Below are 16985 nucleotides of genomic sequence, written 5' to 3' on the forward strand. Positions count from 1 at the left end.
CATTGGTCGCACCTCCTACACCCGGTTCGCTACCATGCACGGACGAAATCCGCAGGAAATCCCCATGAGCGCCCTTCCCCATTTCCCACTGGCAGCCGTCGTCGGCGCCGATGAGCTGAAGCTGGCCCTGTGCCTGGCAGCCATCGACCCAGCCATCGGCGGCGTGCTGATCGAAGGGCCGCGCGGCATGGCCAAGTCCACCCTGGCGCGCGGCGTCGCCGACCTGCTGGACGGCGGGCGCTTCGTCACCCTGCCGCTGGGCGCCAGCGAGGAACGCATCGTCGGCACCCTCGACCTGGACGCGGCGCTGGGCCAAGGCCGCGCGCAGTTCTCCCCCGGTGTGCTGGCCCAGGCTCACGGCGGCGTGCTTTATGTGGATGAAGTGAACCTGCTGCCCGACCATCTCGTCGATTTGCTGCTCGACGTGGCTGCCAGCGGGGTCAACCTGATCGAGCGCGACGGCCTGTCCCACAGCCACCCGGCGCGCTTCGTGCTGATCGGCACGATGAACCCCGAAGAAGGCGAGCTGCGCCCACAACTGCTGGACCGCTTCGGCCTCAAGGTGCAGCTGGAAGGTACGCCCGCACCGAGCGAGCGTGCCGAGATCGTCCGCCGCCGGCTGGCCTTCGACGCCGACCCGCAGGTGTTCCTGGCGCAATGGCAAGCCGCGCAGCAGGCTCTGCAACAACGCTGCGGCCAAGCGCGCCAGCAGTTGGCCGCGATCCCCCTGGACGATGCCGCGCTGGAGACCATCGCCGAGCGCTGCCACGCCGCTGGCGTCGACGGCTTGCGTGCTGACCTCGTGTGGCTGCGCGCGGCTCGCGCTCATGCCGCCTGGCGTGGCGCCAACGCCATCGAGGCGCAGGACATCGATGCGGTCGATCACTTCGCCCTCGCCCATCGCCGCCGCCATCCGCCAGCGCAGTCAAGCACGCCACCACAGGCCTCATCCAGCCAACCACAGACTCCATCCAACGCCTCCCACGGCGAAGGCCAATGGGGCGAACTGCCCGCGCAGAGCGTCGCCATGGGCGAACGCCGGCAACTGGCGGGCTGGCCAAAAAAGCCCTGAGCATCCGCCCGCGCCCGGCCCCAGGCGCGGATGCCAACCCCCGACCCGGCCAGCTCGCCGGCGGCCGCAGCGGCGCCCGCCAGGTTGGCGCGCACGGCCGTATCGACTGGCCCGCCACCCTGCGCAACGGCCGCCCGCAACGCCGCGCCGACCTGGTGCTGCGCGCCCGCAGCCGCCAGCCCGGCGAACTCTGGCTGGTGATAGTCGACGCCTCCGCCAGCACCCGCCGCCACGGCGCCCTCGCCCAGGCCAAGGGCCTGCTCGCCGACACCTTCGAACAGGCCTACCGGCAACGCGCACGCCTCGCCGTGCTGCATGCCACTGGCACCCGGGCGCGCTGGTTGTGGCAGGGCCAGAAAGCCTCTGTTCAATTGCAGGAATGGCTGGAGCAACTCGGCGCCGGCGGCGGCACCCCGCTGATCGAGGCGCTGCAGCAAGCGCGCGAATGGCTGGACCAGCGCCAGCGACAGAAGCCGGGCGAGAGTCAGCGCCTGCTGGTGCTGACCGACGGCCGCCTCCGCGACTGGCCGGCGCTGCAGCCGCTAAGCTGCCCGACGGTGCTGGTTGATATCGAGGGTGGAGCGATCAGGCTGGGACGAGCCAGGAAGCTGGCGGAAGAACTCGACGCCGACTACCGGCCGATCGGCGACCTGGCAAGCACAGTTCGCTGATTTCAACACTGCACGGCATGGCCCGGATCAAGGCTCGCCATTGCGCCCATGCAACAGGAACCCCGGCCGCTCGCTCAATCGCTCGTAGTAGGCCGCCACTGCCGGTAGATCGGGGCGCTGCATGGGCGTCAGGTACCAGCGGTTCACCGACAGACCGAGCACGACATCAGCGAGGCTGAAGCAGGCGCCGGTGACGAACGCGCCGGTGTGCGCCAGCTGGCGGTCCAGCAGGGCCATGCCGTGGTTCCACTGCGCCTCGCTCAGGGCGATGGCCGATTCGTCGGTATGGCCCGGGCTGCTGCGCACTCTGGCCATGAACGCATAGCGCCAGGCGTTGTTCAGCTCGGTGGCCTGCCAGCCCATCCACTGTTCCACCAGGGCTCGCTCGCGCGGCCGGGTCGGCAGCAACTCGTCGAGCGGGTACTGGGTAGCGAGGTAGCTGCAGATGGCGTTGGATTCCCAGAGCACGAAGTCACCGTCGACCAGGACCGGCACCAAGGCGTTGGGGTTGAGCGCGATGAACTCCGCCGAGGCGGTGGAGCGCAAGCCCGTGCCCCAGTCTTCGCGTTCATAGGGCAGGTTCAGTTCGGCGCAGGTCCAGAGCACCTTGCGCACGTTGATCGATGAGGCGCGGCCGAGGATTCGCAGCATGGTGTCACTCCCTGTGAAAACCGGGGCCCAGCATAGAGGCTGGCGGGGCGGCGGAGAAGCGCGGTCTTGACGCAACCGCGAGCTTGCCCGCGAATCGCTACGAAGCTGTGAACGCCCGCGGCGCAGGACGTTCCGTCAATCGGCTGCGAGAGGCTCCAGCGCCAGCCAGAGCGTCTCGACACTGCCGAACTGCCGGTCCACTTCCGGCAGCTCCGGCCGCGCCAGGATCAGCACCGGCACACCGCGCTCGCGGGCGACCTGCAGCTTCGGTTCGGTGGCCTGGCTGCCGCTGTTCTTGCTGACCAGCACATCGGTGCCCAGACGGGTGAACAACTCACGCTCGCCCTCGAGGGTGAATGGCCCCCGGGCGCCGAGCACTTCGGCCCGCGTGTTGCCGGGCAGGCTTTGCAGGCAACGCACGGTCCAGTGTTGATGGGCGGGGATCTCGCCCAGATGCTCCAGCGGCTCGCGGCCCATCGTGAAAAGCGGGCGGCGAAAATCATCCAGCGCCGAGATCAGCGCCGGCCAGCCGGCCACCTCGCGCCAGTCGTCAGCGGCGCCTGCCTGCCAACCGGGGCGACGCAGCGCCCAGCAGGGCACGCCAGCCAGTTGTGCGGCGCGGGCGGCATTGGCACTGATCTGCGCGGCGTAGGGGTGGGTAGCATCGAGCAGCAGGTCGAAACCGCGTTCGCGGATGAAGTCCGCAAGGCCTTCGGCGCCGCCGTAACCACCCACCCTCACTTCACAGTCGAGGTCGTCCGGCACCTTGCCGAGGCCGGCGAGGCTGTACAGGTGCCGAGGCCCAAGACGGCGCGCAATGGCCAGCGCCTCGCCAATACCGCCCAGCAGGAGGACCCGTTTCATCGCACCTCCAGCGCCTCGCCCACCAGGTTGCCCTGACGGTCGATGGCAAAGACTTCCAGCGTCACTTCAAGGGGCACGATGCGCCGGGCAAAGGCCAGCGCGCGGGCGCAGACGGCATCCCCGAGGGCGATGCCCTCGGCGCGGCACAGCGCCAGCGCCTGCTGACTGGTATTGGCTTCGCGCATGCGTTGTTGCAGGCCTGCCGACGCGCCAATCTCCGCCGCCCACCCGGCCAGCTGCGGCAGGTCGATGCTGGAGTGGCGGCTGTGCAGGTCCATGTGGCCGGCGGCGAGCTTGCTGATCTTGCCGAAGCCGCCGCAGACGCTGAAGCGCTCCACCGGCACCTTGCGCAGGTGCTTGAGCGCGGCGCCGGCGAAGTCGCCCATCTCGATCAGCGCGGTGTCGTCGAAGCCGTAGCGACGGCGCATGGCGTCCTCGCTGGCGTTGCCGGTGCAGGCGGCGAGATGGCGGAAGCCGTTGGCGCGGGCGACGTCAATGCCCTGCTGGATCGAGGCGATATACGCCGAGCAGGAGAACGGCCGGACGATGCCGGTGGTGCCGAGGATCGACAGGCCACCGAGGATGCCCAGGCGCGGGTTCATGGTCTTGAGCGCCAGCTCGGCGCCGCCCTCGATGTTGATCGTGACGTCGAAGCCGCCGGCGTAGGCGCACTCGGCCGCCAACGCAGCGAGGTTGCCCTGCATCATCTGCCGCGGCACCGGGTTGATCGCCGGCTCGCCCACCGCCAGCACCAGCCCCGGCTTGGTGACGGTGCCGACGCCTTCTCCTGCGTGGAAGCGCACGCCCGGTTCGGCAGTCAGAACGACACGGGCGAAAACCAGCGCACCGTGGGTCACGTCCGGGTCGTCGCCGGCATCCTTCAGCGTGCCGGCTTCGGCGCCCTCGGCGGTGAGCCGGCAGAACTCCAGGCGCAGGGTCGCGCTGCGCTCTTTGGGCAGGGCGATCTGCGCCGCGTCCAGCGCCTCACCGGTCAGCAGCAGGCGCGCCGCCGCCAGGCTGGTGGCGGTGGCGCAGCTGCCGGTGGTGTAGCCACTGCGCAGCGGACGGAGTTCTTCGCAAGTCTCTTCGCGCATCGTCAGTCGGCCAGGGGCTTGCGCACTTCCAGCAGGGTGATCGGCAACGCCGCGCGCCAGGTATCGAAACCGCCGAGCGGCTGGGCCTGGGACACCGACAGGCGGGTCAGCTCGCCGCCGATGCGGGCGCGCCAGCTCAGCAGCATGGACTCGCTCTGCAGGGTGACGGCGTTGGCGACCAGCCGGCCGCCGGGCCTGAGTTGTTCCCAGCACTGCTCGAACACGCCGGGCAGGGTCACGCCGCCGCCGATGAAGATCGCGTCGGGGCGCTCCAGCCCCAGCAAGGCTTCCGGCGCGGCACCGCAGACCAGCTGCAACGCCGGCACGCCGAGGGCGTCGCGGTTGAAACGGATATGCTCCTGGCGCCCGTCGTTGGCTTCGATGGCCAGCGTGCGGCAGCTCGGATGCGCGCGCATCCACTCGATTCCGATGGAGCCACAGCCGGCACCGACATCCCAGAGCAGCTCGCCAGGCTTCGGCGCCAGCCGTGCCAGGGTCACGGCACGCACGTCACGTTTGGTCAGTTGGCCGTCATGGCGGTAGGCATCGTCCGGCAGGCCTATGGTCAGCGGCAGACGCACCGCGTCGAAACCGGCTACGCACTGCACAGCCACCAGATTGAGCGCAGCGGTCTCGCTCGGCGACCAGTCGCTGGCGAGCCCGTCGATGCGTCGCTCCACCTCGCCGCCCAGGTGCTCCAGCACGCTGAGGCGACTCGCGCCGAAACCCCGTTCGCGCAGCAGCGCAGCAATAGCCGCCGGGCTGTCACCATCGTTGCTGAGGATCAACAGCTTCGAGCCGTGGTGGATCTGCGCGTTGAGTGCGGTCAATGGGCGCGCCACCAGCGACAGCAGCGTGCAGTCCTGCAAGGCCCAGCCCATCCGTGCGGCGGCGAGCGAGGCGGAAGACGGCGCGGAAAGCACGAGCATTTCCTCGGACGGAATCTGACGGGCAAGGCTCGCGCCGACGCCGAACAGCATGGGGTCACCGCTGGCCAGTACGCAGGTCGGCTCGCCGCGACGGCACAGCACCGGTTCCAGGCTGAACGGGCTGGGCCAGGCCTGACGACGGGCGCCCAGGCAATGCGGCAGCAACTCCAGCTGGCGTGGCGCGCCAATCACTTCGCTGGCAGCGAGCAGCGCGCGGCGCGCGGCCTTGCCGAGGCCGGCATAGCCGTCCTCGCCGATGCCGACGATGGTCAGCCAGGGCGTCATGAAATGTCCTCGAAGGTGCGACGATCGATCCGACGGGCAGGCTTTTCCTGACCTCGGGCAAAGCAGGCATAATACCCGCTTCGTCGGTGCTCGTAGGACGCTTCGCCTTTTACGGTGAGGTTTCTCAGAGCCGAAGAGGGAACACGGTTAAGCCGTGGCTGCCCCCGCAACTGTAAGCAGCGAGTCCGCGCAATGCGGCGACACGAGAACGAGGTTCCGTGCCGCCGGCCAGGCCACTGGGCAACCGGGAAGGCCGCGCTGGATGAGGACCTGCCAGCCAGGAGACCTGCCGACGAAACCAGTCGCGCGTGCAGACATCGAGCGGGGTGTATCGATGTCGTGAAGTCCCCTTTGGGGGATTCGCAGGTCACCGCGACCCAGCCCTGGTGACCTCAGTGCAAGACTCCTCAGCTCTGCCCGTCCGTCCGCATGCCTGCCCCGGCCTGCTGCGTATCGTGGCCTCCCGCGATGGCGGCATCTGCCGCATCAAGCTGCCCTGCGGGCAACTCGACGCCAGCGCCGCGCGCGCCATCGCCCTGGCTGCCGAACGCCATGCCAACGGCGTGCTGGAAGCGACCAACCGCGCCAACCTGCAGATTCGCGGCGTGCATGCGGGTGCCGAAAACGCGCTGAGTCGTGAGTTGCTGGCCGCCGGCCTCGGCCCGCGCGAACTGGCGTCGGACGACGTGCGCAACCTGCTGGTCAGCCCGGCAATGGGCCTGGGCACTGGCAGCGCATTCGATGCGAGCCCACTGGCCCGCCAACTGCTCGACCTGCTGGAACGCACGCCGCGTTTCCACGACCTGTCACCCAAGTTCGGTATCCAACTGGACGCCGGCGAAGCGCTGGCGATGCTGGAGCACCCCAACGATCTCTGGCTGTCGGCCCTGTCCGACGATGCGGCGCCGCTGTTCGCCTTCGGCCTGGCCGGTTGCCCGCCGCAGCGCGAGAGCGATCGCTCCGCCCTCGCCGCCGTGTCCGCCGGGCAGGTACCGCAGTTGGTGGAAGCCCTGCTGCACCTGTTCCTCGACCTCGCCGGCGACGGCCAGACGCGCATGCGCCACCTGCGCGAGATGCTCTGCGATGAGGTGCTGCTGGAGCGCCTGCAGCAACGCCTGCCGTTCGCGCTGCAACTCGGGCCGGCTGTGGATAACTGGCGGCGTCCTGCACCGCAGACCTTCGGGCACCTCGGGATTCAGCCCCAGCGCCAGCCGGAACGCACCATGGTCGGCGCGGGATTCGTCCTCGGACGACTCGACAGCACCACCCTGTTCGGCCTCGCGGACCTTGCCGAGCGCTTCAGCGTCGGACAGCTGCGTCTGACTCCCTGGCAAAGCCTGATCCTCCCAGACGTGGCACAAACCGATGCCGCCGTTGTACTCGGCGCGCTGGCCAATCTCGGCCTGGTGATCGACGCCGCGCAGCCGCTGTCGCGCCTGGTCGCGTGCAGCGGCTCCAGCGGTTGCGCCCGCGGGCTGGCCGACACCAAGGCCGATGCCCTGCGCCTGGCCGAACGCCTACGCCACGCACCGCCGGCCGGCGTGCACCTGTGTGGCTGCCCGCGCTCCTGCGCCGCCGCCCACGTCGCCCCCTACACCCTGCTGGCCGTCGCCGACGGCCGCTATGACCTGTTCCGTCGCGCCGACGACGTGGCCGGCTTCGGCCAGCCATTGGCGCGCAACCTTTCCCTCGATGCCGCCGGCGACCTGCTGGCCGCACCCGGAGCCCTCACCGATGCTTGATTACATTCGCGACGGCCAGGCGATCTACCGCCAGTCCTTCGCCACTATTCGCGCCGAAGCCGATCTGTCCGGCATCCCCGCGGACCTCGAGAAACTCGCCGTGCGGGTGATCCACGCCTGCGGCATGGTCGACGTCGTGCAGGACCTGCACTTCTCCGCCGGCGCCGGGGCCATCGGCCGTGCGGCGCTGGCCGCTGGCGCGCCGATCCTCTGCGATGCGCGGATGGTCGCCGAGGGCATCACCCGCGCGCGCCTGCCGGCACACAACGAGGTGATCTGCACCCTCAACAATGCGGACGTGCCCGACCTCGCCCGCGAGCGGGGCAATACCCGCTCCGCGGTGGCGCTGGAGCACTGGCGCGAGCACCTGGAAGGCAGCGTGGTGGTGATCGGCAACGCGCCGACCGCGCTCTTCTACCTGCTGGAAATGCTCGATGCCGGCGCGCCGAAGCCGGCGCTGATCCTTGGCTTCCCGGTGGGTTTCGTCGGCGCCATGGAATCCAAGGACGCCCTCGCCGCCGACAACCGTGGCGTGCCCTACGTGATTGTCCGAGGCCGCCGTGGCGGCAGCGCGATGGCCGCCGCCGCAGTGAACGCCCTGGCCACGGAGGTGGAGTGATGACCGGCCGCCTCATCGGCCTGGGCGTCGGCCCGGGCGACCCGGAACTGCTGACCCTCAAGGCCCTGCGCCTGCTGCGCGCGTCCCCGGTGATCGGCTACTTCGTGGCCAAGGCCAAGCACCACGCCGGCCAGGGCGGCAACGCCTTCGCCATCATCGAGCAGCACCTGCTCGATGAGCAGCAACGCCTACCGCTGGTCTACCCGGTGACCACCGAGAAGCTGGAGCCACCGCTGACCTACGAAGGCGTGATCAGCGACTTCTATGACACCGCCGCCGAGCAGGTGGCGATGCACCTGGATGCCGGCCGCGACGTGGCGGTGATCTGCGAGGGCGACCCGTTCTTCTACGGTTCCTACATGTACCTGCATGACCGTCTTTCGGAACGGTATGACACCGAAGTCGTACCCGGCGTCTGCTCGATGCTCGGCAGCGCGGCGGTGCTCGGCGTGCCGCTGGTTTATCGCAACCAGAGCCTGTCGGTGCTGTCCGGCGTGCTGCCGGAGGACGAACTCAAGCGTCGCCTGGCCGACGCCGATGCGGCGGTGGTGATGAAGCTCGGCCGCAACTTCGACAAGGTCCGTCGCGTGCTGCGCGAGCTGGGCCGTGACGGCGGCGCCCACTACGTCGAGCGCGCGACCATGCGCGAACAGCGCATCGTGGCGCTGGACGACGTCGACCCGATGGCCTCGCCGTACTTCTCGATAATCGTCATCCCCGGCCAGCGGTGGAACGGCTGATGCGCGCTGCCATTGTCATTCTCGGCCAGGGTGCGCTGGCCACGGCGCGACGCCTGCAGGGTATTTATCCACAGGCGCGTGTGCTGGGCCTGAAGGACCGCGTCGAAGGCGCCGATGAGTCCTACACAAACTTCGGCGAGACCCTGCGCCAGCTTTACCGCGACGACACCCCGATCATCGCCCTGTGCGCGGCCGGTATCGTCATCCGCACCCTCGCTGCGCTGCTGGTCGAGAAAGGCGCTGAGCCGCCAGTGCTGGCCGTCGCCGAAGACGGCAGCGCCGTGGTACCGCTGCTCGGCGGGCTCGGCGGGGTGAACCGCATGGCCCGCGAGATGGCCGCCGCACTGGAGGTGGCGGCCGCCATCACCACCAGCGGCGAGCTGCGTTTCGGTGCCTGCCTGCTCGACCCGCCACCGGGCTATGCACTGGCGGATATCGAACAGGGCAAGCGCTTCGTCTCCGACCTGCTGGGCGGCGACACCCTGCGCATCGAGGGCGACGCGCCCTGGCTGGAGGAACTGGGCCTGCCGCTGGCCGACGACGCCGCGCACACCCTGCGTATCGATGCGCGCGCCGAGGGCATCGCGCAGAACGAACTGCGCATCCATCCTCGTATCGTCCTCGCCCACGTCACGCTGGTGGACTCGCAACTGCCCGAGCGCATTCACCAGGGCCTGGCGCAGGCCGGGCTGGCCGAGGCGTCGCTGGCCGCGCTGGTGGCGCCGCGCTGCCGCATGGCCGATCCGGCGCTGGCGGAGGCTGCCCGTGAGCTGGGCGTGCCACTGCGGTTCATCCACAGCGACGACGAACTGCCGCCAGCGGTGCTGCAGGGCGACTCCTTCCACCTGCACCGCGCCGCCACGCCAGCTGAAGCCCAAGGTATTGGTCAGCCGCGCGGGCGACTCAGCGTGATCGGTCTGGGCCCAGGCGCCAGCGACTTCATGATTCCTGCCGTACGTCGCGCGCTGGACGAAGCCCAGGACCTGCTCGGCTACGAGACCTACGTGAAGATGGCCGAGCCGTTGCGCGACGACCAGGTGCGCCACTGCACCGACAACCGCGAGGAAATGCAGCGCGCCCGTCATGCCTTCGAACTGGCCGCCAGCGGCCGGCGCGTGGTGGTGATTTCCTCCGGCGACCCCGGCGTGTTCGCCATGGCCGCCGCCGTGATGGAAGCCCTGCACGAGAGCGGCGACCCGCATTGGCATGGTGTGGAGCTGGAGGTGCTGCCGGGCGTGTCCGCCGCGCTGGCGGCTGCCGCCAAGGCCGGTGCGCCGCTGGGGCATGATTTCTGTCTGATTTCCCTGTCGGACAACCTCAAGCCCTGGGACGCCATCGAGAAACGTCTCGATCATGCCGGCGCTGCCGACCTGGCCATGGCCTTCTACAACCCGATATCCAGGGCCAGGCCCTGGCAATTGGGGCGCGCGCTGGAAATCGTCCGCCGCCACCGCACGCCGGAAACCGTGGTGGTGCTCGGCCGCGACGTCGGCCGCCCGGCGGAAGCCCTGCGCGTCGTCACCCTCGGCGAGCTGGTGCCGGAGATGGTGGATATGCGCACGCTGGTAATCATCGGCTCCTCCCTGACTCGGCGCTTCCCCCGTGCCGGCGGTGGCGACTGGGTGTATACGCCGCGCTGGTATCGCTGAAGCAAAACTGTAGGAACGCCCCACGGGCGTGGTCGCGGGCATGGCCCGCTCCTACAGGAAACACCGGAGCTTCAGACACATCTTGCAAATGGCTATCGCCTTGTTGAAAATGCGATAAATTATCATTTGCAACCTTTGCGCGCCCATGTCCTCGACCTTCGACGTCCAGTCGCTCTACAGCGACCATCACGGCTGGCTGCACAACTGGCTTCGCGGCCGGCTGGGCAACGCCGCCGATGCCGCCGACCTGGCCCAGGACACTTTCCTGCGCGTATTGCTCAGGCCCGAGCGCGTCGAACTGCATACCCCGCGCGCCTTCCTGCGCACCGTCGCCCGCGGTCTGGTGATCGACCACTGGCGTCGCCAGGAGCTGGAGCGCGCCTACCTCGACTCCATCGCCCATCTGCCGGAAGCGCAGGTGCCGTCGGCGGAAGACCGGCACACCATCCTCCAACTGCTGGAGAACATCGCCCGCCTGCTCGACGGCCTCAAGCCGAAGGTGCGCAGCGCTTTCCTGCTGGCCCAGTGCGAAGGCATGCCCCATGCGCGGATCGCCGAGGTGCTGGGCGTCTCGGTCCGCTCGGTGGAGCGCTACATCGCCGAAGCGCTGTTCCACTGCTACCAGTTGCGGTACGCCGAGTGAGCGGCGCCAGCGCCACGCCCGATCCGCGGGTGGTGAAGCAGGCCATCCAGTGGACCCTGCGCCTGAGCGGCAATGCCGATGCTGAGTTGCTCAGCGCCTGCGAGCATTGGCGCCAGGCCAACCCCGAACACGAAACCGCCTGGCTGCGGGTGCAGGCGCTGAACAGCGAACTGGCCGCCGGCTACCAGGCCGTGCCCGGCGCCCGCGTGGCTCTGGAGACGCTGGAAAACACCAGCCAGCGCCTGCAGCGGCGCCAGGCGCTCAAGCTGCTATCGACCTTCGCCATCGGCGCCTCCGCGCTGTGGCTGGCGCGCGAAGTCGCTCCCTGGCAAAGCTGGATGGCCGACTACAGCACCACCACCGGCGAGCGCCGGCGCTTCACCCTGGCCGATGGCAGCCTGCTGCAACTGAACACCGACAGCGCGGTGAACGTACGCTTCGATCCGAGCCAGCGCCTGCTGGTGCTGGAGCGCGGCGAGATTCTCGTCAGCACCGCGAAGGACGCCGCGCGCCCATTGCGGGTGCGCAATCGCGACGGCCTGTTCGAGGCCCTGGGCACCCGCTTCGTGCTGCGCCAGGACGAGCGCTCCACGCGCCTGAGTGTCGAGGAAGGTTCGGTGGCCATCGCCCCGCGCGTACGCGGCCAGACCACCACCATCGCCGAAGCCGGGCAGTCCTACGAGATCAATGGCGACAGCGCGCTGCTGGCCGAACGCAGCAACATGGACAGCGCCGCCTGGGCCGACGGCCTGATCGTCACCCGCGACATGCGCCTGGCGGACTTCCTCGCCGAGATCGGCCGCTACCGTCACGGGCATCTGCATTGCGATGCCAGCGTGGCCGACCTGCGACTGTCCGGCGTATTCCGCCTGGACGACACCGACAAGCTGCTGGCCCTGTTGCCTCAGACACTGCCGGTGCGGGTGGAAAAGCGTACGGACTGGTGGGTGACGGTAAGCGCACGCGGCTGACGGTCAATTCCATCGGCAGGAGCGCCCCATGGCGCAATCGCGGACGTGGCGCGCTCCTACATGTCAGCGCCAAACAGTTTTATTTCTCAAACGAGAATTATTTTTGTCGGGTTTCGCCGACCGGATCGGCAAGGAGGAATAACCCGATCATTCCCCTTGTCCACGGAAGCCCCAGCATGCCAGCCGTCCACCTCCCGATGCCCTCCTACGCCCTGCCCCGCGCCAGCCGGCTGGCCCATGCCGTGCGCGGCGCGCTGCTGTGCGCCAGCCTGGGAGCTAGCCTGCCGCTGAGCGCCTTCGCCGCAGACGCTTCCGCCATCACCAGCAGTCGCGCCTACGCGATTCCGGCCGGACCGCTGGACGAGGTGCTGAACAGCTTCGCCCGCGAAGCCGGCATCACTCTGTCGGCCACGCCGGAGCAGACCCGCGGCCTGAACTCGGCCGGGCTGAACGGGACCTACTCGGTGGATCAGGGCTTGTCGCGCCTGCTGGCCGACACTCCGTTGGAAGCCGCCGACCAGGGCGACGGCAACTACGTGCTGCGCGCCGCCGCGCCGAGGGACGTGCTGGCCATGCCGTCCAGCGAAGTGTTCGCCCTCGGCAACGCGCTGGGCGAGGAAGACGGCTACCTGGCGACCCACAGCCAGATCGCCACCAAGACCTCCAAGTCCCTGCTGGAAACCAGCCAGAGCGTCTCGGTGATCACCCGCGAGCAGATCGACGATACCGCCTCCAAGACCGTACAGCAGGCGATCCGCTACACCCCCGGCATCTTCACCGGCCAGGTCGGCGCCTCGAACCGCTATGACTACATCGTCATGCGCGGCTTTGCCGACAACAGCGTGGACAACATCTACCTCGACGGCCTGAAGGCCATGGGCGACAGCGGCACCTTCAGCTCGATGCAGATCGACCCGTACTTCCTCGAACGCATCGACGTGCTCAAGGGCCCCTCCTCGGTGCTTTACGGCCGCAGCCTGCCCGGCGGCCTGGTGGCGCTGACCAGCAAAAAGCCGCTGTACGAGGACTACCACCAGATCACCGGCACCGTGGGCAACATGGGTCAGAAGGAAATGGGCTTCGACTTCAGCGGCCCGCTGGATGAGGAGAAGCGCATCGCCTACCGCCTGGTCGGCCTGGGCAAGGGTTCGGACACCCAGTTCGACCACGTCAAGGAGGAGCGCTACGCCATCGCCCCGACCCTGGCCATCGACTTTACCGACGACACCACCCTGACCCTGCAGGGTTACCTGCAGCACGACCCGAACGGCGGCTACCACGGCGGCGTGCCGGCGGACGGCGCACTGTTCCACCACAACGGCCAGAAGATATCCCGCGAGTTCTTCGACGGCGAGCCGAGCAAGGATGACTTCGACCGTACGCAGCGCATGTTCGGCTACCAGCTGGAACACCGTTTCGACGACGTGTGGACCGCACGGCAGAACTTCCGCTACCTGGATTCCGACGTCGATCTCTCGCAGGTCTACGCCTACGGCTGGACAGCGCCTGACCAGAACACCCTGAACCGCTACTTCTCCGGCGCCCGCGAGCACCTGCAGGCGTACATCGTGGATAACATGGCGCAGGCCGAGTTCAGCACTGGCGCGGCCAAGCACACCCTGCTGATGGGCCTGGACTACCAGCGCCGCCGCACCACCGTGGACTGGCGCTCCGGCTCGGCGCAGCCGCTGGACGCGTTCGACCCGCACTATGGCAACGACGCCATCAGCTACTACCCGGACGACAACCACACCCGCCGCCTGGAGCAGACCGGCGTCTACCTGCAGGACCTGATCGACGTCGACAACTGGCGCTTTTCCCTCGGCATGCGCGAGGACTGGGTGACGGTCGAGGACAAGAACCGCAGCAGCGGCAGCAAGGCCGACGACGACTGGAAGAAATTCACCGGACGCCTCGGCGCGCTGTACCTGTTCGACAACGGCATCGCGCCGTACATCAGCTACTCCGAGTCGTTCAACCCCAACGCTTACTCCGACCAGTCCGGCACGCCGCTGGAACCGACCGAAGGCAAGCAGTGGGAAGCCGGCCTGAAATTCCAGCCCGAGGGCAGCCGCAGCCTGTACACCGCGTCGATCTTCCACATCACCCAGGAAAACGTCGCGTCGAAGGAGCCGCAGGACAACTTCTACACCTCCGTGGGTGAAGTGCGCTCCCAGGGCCTGGAGCTGGAGGCCCACACCCAGGTCACCGACAACCTCAAGGTACTCGGCAGCTACACCTACACCGACATCACCTACACGAAATCGCTGGACGGCAACCAGGGCCATACCCCGAACCAGGCGCCCAAGCACATGGCCTCGCTGTGGGCCGACTACGGCTTCAACGCCGGCCCGCTGGACGGCCTGACCCTCGGCGGCGGCGCCCGCTACGTCGGCGAGACCTGGGCAGACAAGGAAAACACCTTGCGCGTACCGGACTACACCCTGGTGGATGCACGCATCGGCTACGACCTGTCCCGCGTCGGCCTGAAGGGCCTGGACGTCAGCCTCAACGCCAACAACCTGCTGGACAAGGACTACGTGGCGTCCTGCTACAGCCTGGACTTCTGCTACTTCGGCGAGAAGCGCAACGTCACCGCGACGGTGAACTACCAGTTCTGATTGCAAGCCACCCAGTTGCAGAGGGCGCATGCCCTCTGCAACTTCCTCTTACATATGCAGCCAGCCATATCCCCCCTTCGGGTGGGCACTGCTGGAACAGCACCGCTCTATGCTCGCCCTCCTGTCCGCGCTCTCGCACAACAAGAACAACCTGGCCAAGCCAGCAGGAGCACTCATGAGTCAAAGTCTCGAGACGATTTCGTCCCCTCTGGCCGAGCAGATGTCATCCAGCCGCGCGCTCTATCGCAAGGTCATCTGGCGTCTGCTGCCATTCCTGGTGCTTGCTTACGCGATCAACGCCATCGACCGCCTCAACATTTCCTTCGCCAAGCTGCGCATGGCCGAAGACATCGCCCTGAGCGAGGCAGCGTACGGGATCGGCGCCGGTATCTTCTACCTGGGCTACATCCTCTTCGAGGTACCCAGCAATCTGTACATGCAGCGCGCCGGCGCCCGCGCCACGCTGACACGGATCATGGTGTTGTGGGGCATCGTCACGGTGGCCACCGCCTTCGTCACCACCGCCAATCAACTGATCGTCGCGCGGTTCTTCCTGGGCGTCGCTGAAGCCGGGTTCTTCCCTGGCGTCATTCTCTACCTCACGTACTGGTTCCCCAGCGAACTGCGGGGCCGGATCACCGCCGTATTCATCATGTCGGCAATGGTCGCCGGCATCACCAGCGGCCCGCTGGCCGGCTGGATCATGACCTACTTCCACGGCTGGATGGGCCTGCGTGACTGGCAGGTGCTGTTCGTCCTCGAAGGCATCCCCGCGATACTGCTGGGGGTGTTCGGCTGGTACTGGCTGGCCGACCGCCCACGCGAGGCGAACTGGCTGAGCAACGAGGAGAAGGATCGCCTGGAGGCGGCACTGGCCAGCGAGCCGGCGAAATCCGGCGAACACGGCCGCTTCCTCGATGTGCTGCGCGACCCGCGGGTGTATATCGCCGGCCTGGTGTTCTTCTGCGTCTACAGCGGTTCGAACACCGTATCGTACTGGATGCCGACACTGATCCGCGGCTTCGGCATTGAGGACCTCAAGTCCATCGGACTGCTCGCCAGCCTGCCGTACGCGGTGGGTATCGTCGGCATGTACCTGCTCGGTCGCAGCTCGGACAAGCGCCAGGAACGCCGCTGGCACGTCGGCGCGACCATGCTGGTCAGCGCCATCAGTTTCTTTCTGCTCGGTTTCGCCCAGGGTCACCTGCTGCTCTCGGTGGCCCTGATGACCCTCGGCGCAGCAACGGCGATGTCCGCCCTCTCGCTGTTCTGGACCATTCCACCGGCCCTGCTCAGCCCTGCCCGGGCAGCCGGCGGCATTGCAGTGATCAGCGCCATCGGCGGCCTGGCGGGAGTGATCAGCCAGATCATGGTCGGCGCGATCAAGACCGCCACCGGCAATCTGTACCTGGCCTTCGATGTGATTGCAGCGACCCTGGCCATCGGCGCGCTGATCCTGCTGATCGGCATTCCGGCGCATCACTTGCGCAAACGGCCGCACTGAGCGGCAGACAGCAAAAGGCCCCGCTTCGACGGGGCCTTTTGCTTCAACCGGGGTTAGAACTCCGCCGCGTGGCGGTAGCGCGCCTCCAGCTCCAGGGAGACGCGGTAGGCCTGCGCCTCGCCTTCGGTGTGGAAGATCCCGACCAGCTGGCCTTCCTGGTGCACATCCCAGCAACGCCCGCCGTGGGCGCGGAACTCACGGGATTTATGGTCGTCGTCACGCTCGGTCACTGTAATGCTCATGTCTTTTCTTCTCCGGTTTGCCGTACATCAAGGCAATGCCAGAATCATTTAATTAGCTAGCTAATTAAATACTCGCTTTCGAGAAAGACCCTTGCAAGGATTCGCCAAAACGAGCGTCCCAGAAACGCAAAAGCGCAGCTCGAAGGCTGCGCTCTTGGTGACGATCCGTTCGGCTTAGAACGGAATGTCGTCATCGAAGCTGTCGTAGTCCGGAGCCGGTTGCGGCGCGGGCTGGGACTGCTGTTGCGGCGCAGGGCGCTGGGCCTGCTGCGGACGCTGCTGCGGCTCGCGGGGAGCGCGCGGAGCATCGTCACCACCGGCGCCCGGACGGCCGCCCAGCAGCTGCATGTTGCCGTTGATGTCGACCACGATTTCGGTGGTGTACTTGTCCTGGCCGTCCTGACCCTGCCACTTGCGGGTACGCAGGCTGCCTTCGACGTAGATCTGCGAACCCTTGCGCACGTACTCGGCGACGATTTCCGCCAGGCGACCGAAGAACACCACGCGGTGCCACTCGGTACGCTCCTGCTGCTGACCGGTCTGCTTGTCCTTCCAGCTCTCGCTGGTGGCCAGGGTGACGTTGGTCACTGCGTTGCCGTTGGGCATGTAGCGGGTTTCCGGATCGCCACCAACGTTACCGACCAGAATGACTTTGTTAACCCCACGGGCCATGACGCTCTCCTAAAGG

At 67.7% G+C, this 16985-nt stretch carries 16 protein-coding genes and 1 riboswitch; of the genes, 10 read left to right on the top strand and 6 right to left on the bottom strand.

Annotated elements, in window-relative coordinates; translation table 11 throughout:
* Window positions 1-64: 64 nt before the first annotated feature.
* Together IB256_RS28320 and IB256_RS28325 are read left to right on the top strand one after the other, a co-directional pair.
* Entirely contained in the window at window positions 65-1072 is a 1008-nt protein-coding gene (locus IB256_RS28320) for an ATP-binding protein (protein ID WP_192290570.1), read from the top strand.
* On the top strand, window positions 997-1743 hold the full coding sequence (locus IB256_RS28325) for a vWA domain-containing protein (RefSeq protein WP_192404806.1): 747 nt from the start codon (window positions 997-999) through the stop codon (window positions 1741-1743). Before IB256_RS28320 ends, IB256_RS28325 begins: the two co-directional genes overlap by 76 nt.
* 27 nt (window positions 1744-1770) lie before the next feature.
* Here IB256_RS28325 and IB256_RS28330 read toward each other — a convergent pair whose 3' ends face one another.
* The 4 genes from IB256_RS28330 to cbiE all read right to left on the bottom strand — a co-directional run bounded on the left by IB256_RS28330 (window position 1771) and on the right by cbiE (window position 5566).
* Entirely contained in the window at window positions 1771-2394 is a 624-nt protein-coding gene (locus IB256_RS28330; protein ID WP_192290574.1) for a glutathione S-transferase family protein, read from the bottom strand.
* A 135-nt stretch (window positions 2395-2529) separates the two neighbouring features.
* The gene (locus IB256_RS28335; RefSeq protein WP_192404807.1) at window positions 2530-3258 is read right to left on the bottom strand and encodes a cobalt-precorrin-6A reductase; all 729 of its coding nucleotides are present in this window, start codon (window positions 3256-3258) and stop codon (window positions 2530-2532) included.
* A complete protein-coding gene (locus tag IB256_RS28340; RefSeq protein WP_192404808.1) occupies window positions 3255-4352 on the bottom strand; it encodes a cobalt-precorrin-5B (C(1))-methyltransferase in 1098 nt (365 codons plus the stop codon). The genes IB256_RS28335 and IB256_RS28340 overlap by 4 nt, the downstream gene beginning before the upstream one ends.
* Window positions 4353-4354: 2 nt before the next feature.
* Window positions 4355-5566, bottom strand: coding sequence for a precorrin-6y C5,15-methyltransferase (decarboxylating) subunit CbiE (gene cbiE, locus IB256_RS28345; protein WP_192290579.1), 1212 nt, complete (start codon window positions 5564-5566; stop codon window positions 4355-4357).
* A 68-nt stretch (window positions 5567-5634) separates the two neighbouring features.
* Window positions 5635-5875, top strand: a riboswitch (cobalamin riboswitch).
* Between the two features lie 77 nt (window positions 5876-5952).
* Between cbiE and cobG the strand changes: the two genes are divergently transcribed.
* The 8 genes from cobG (at window position 5953) to IB256_RS28385 (ending at window position 16055) form a co-directional block, all read left to right on the top strand.
* On the top strand, window positions 5953-7308 hold the full coding sequence (gene cobG, locus IB256_RS28350; protein ID WP_405308363.1) for a precorrin-3B synthase: 1356 nt from the start codon (window positions 5953-5955) through the stop codon (window positions 7306-7308).
* Window positions 7301-7927, top strand: coding sequence for a precorrin-8X methylmutase (locus IB256_RS28355; protein ID WP_192290583.1), 627 nt, complete (start codon window positions 7301-7303; stop codon window positions 7925-7927). Before cobG ends, IB256_RS28355 begins: the two co-directional genes overlap by 8 nt.
* Window positions 7927-8667 (top strand): precorrin-2 C(20)-methyltransferase, encoded by a 741-nt coding sequence (locus tag IB256_RS28360; RefSeq protein WP_192404810.1) that lies wholly within the window; start codon window positions 7927-7929, stop codon window positions 8665-8667. The genes IB256_RS28355 and IB256_RS28360 overlap by 1 nt, the downstream gene beginning before the upstream one ends.
* Complete coding sequence (gene cobJ / locus IB256_RS28365) at window positions 8667-10316, top strand: precorrin-3B C(17)-methyltransferase (protein WP_192404811.1); 1650 nt, start codon at window positions 8667-8669, stop codon at window positions 10314-10316. The genes IB256_RS28360 and cobJ overlap by 1 nt, the downstream gene beginning before the upstream one ends.
* Before the next feature lie 145 nt (window positions 10317-10461).
* Window positions 10462-10959 (top strand): sigma-70 family RNA polymerase sigma factor, encoded by a 498-nt coding sequence (locus tag IB256_RS28370; RefSeq protein ID WP_192404812.1) that lies wholly within the window; start codon window positions 10462-10464, stop codon window positions 10957-10959.
* Window positions 10956-11930, top strand: coding sequence for a FecR family protein (locus IB256_RS28375; RefSeq protein ID WP_318652551.1), 975 nt, complete (start codon window positions 10956-10958; stop codon window positions 11928-11930). Before IB256_RS28370 ends, IB256_RS28375 begins: the two co-directional genes overlap by 4 nt.
* 176 nt (window positions 11931-12106) lie before the next feature.
* On the top strand, window positions 12107-14551 hold the full coding sequence (locus IB256_RS28380) for a TonB-dependent siderophore receptor (protein ID WP_192290587.1): 2445 nt from the start codon (window positions 12107-12109) through the stop codon (window positions 14549-14551).
* A 175-nt stretch (window positions 14552-14726) separates the two neighbouring features.
* The gene (locus tag IB256_RS28385) at window positions 14727-16055 is read left to right on the top strand and encodes an MFS transporter (protein WP_192290589.1); all 1329 of its coding nucleotides are present in this window, start codon (window positions 14727-14729) and stop codon (window positions 16053-16055) included.
* Between the two features lie 53 nt (window positions 16056-16108).
* Here the strand turns inward: IB256_RS28385 and IB256_RS28390 are convergent, their stop codons facing one another.
* Window positions 16109-16297, bottom strand: coding sequence for a hypothetical protein (locus IB256_RS28390; RefSeq protein WP_192290591.1), 189 nt, complete (start codon window positions 16295-16297; stop codon window positions 16109-16111).
* A gap of 174 nt (window positions 16298-16471) precedes the next feature.
* Entirely contained in the window at window positions 16472-16969 is a 498-nt protein-coding gene (ssb, locus tag IB256_RS28395; protein ID WP_017521888.1) for a single-stranded DNA-binding protein, read from the bottom strand.
* Window positions 16970-16985 lie beyond the last annotated feature (16 nt).

The sequence above is a fragment of the Pseudomonas sp. PDM17 genome, from assembly GCF_014851985.1.
GTDB lineage: Bacteria > Pseudomonadota > Gammaproteobacteria > Pseudomonadales > Pseudomonadaceae > Pseudomonas.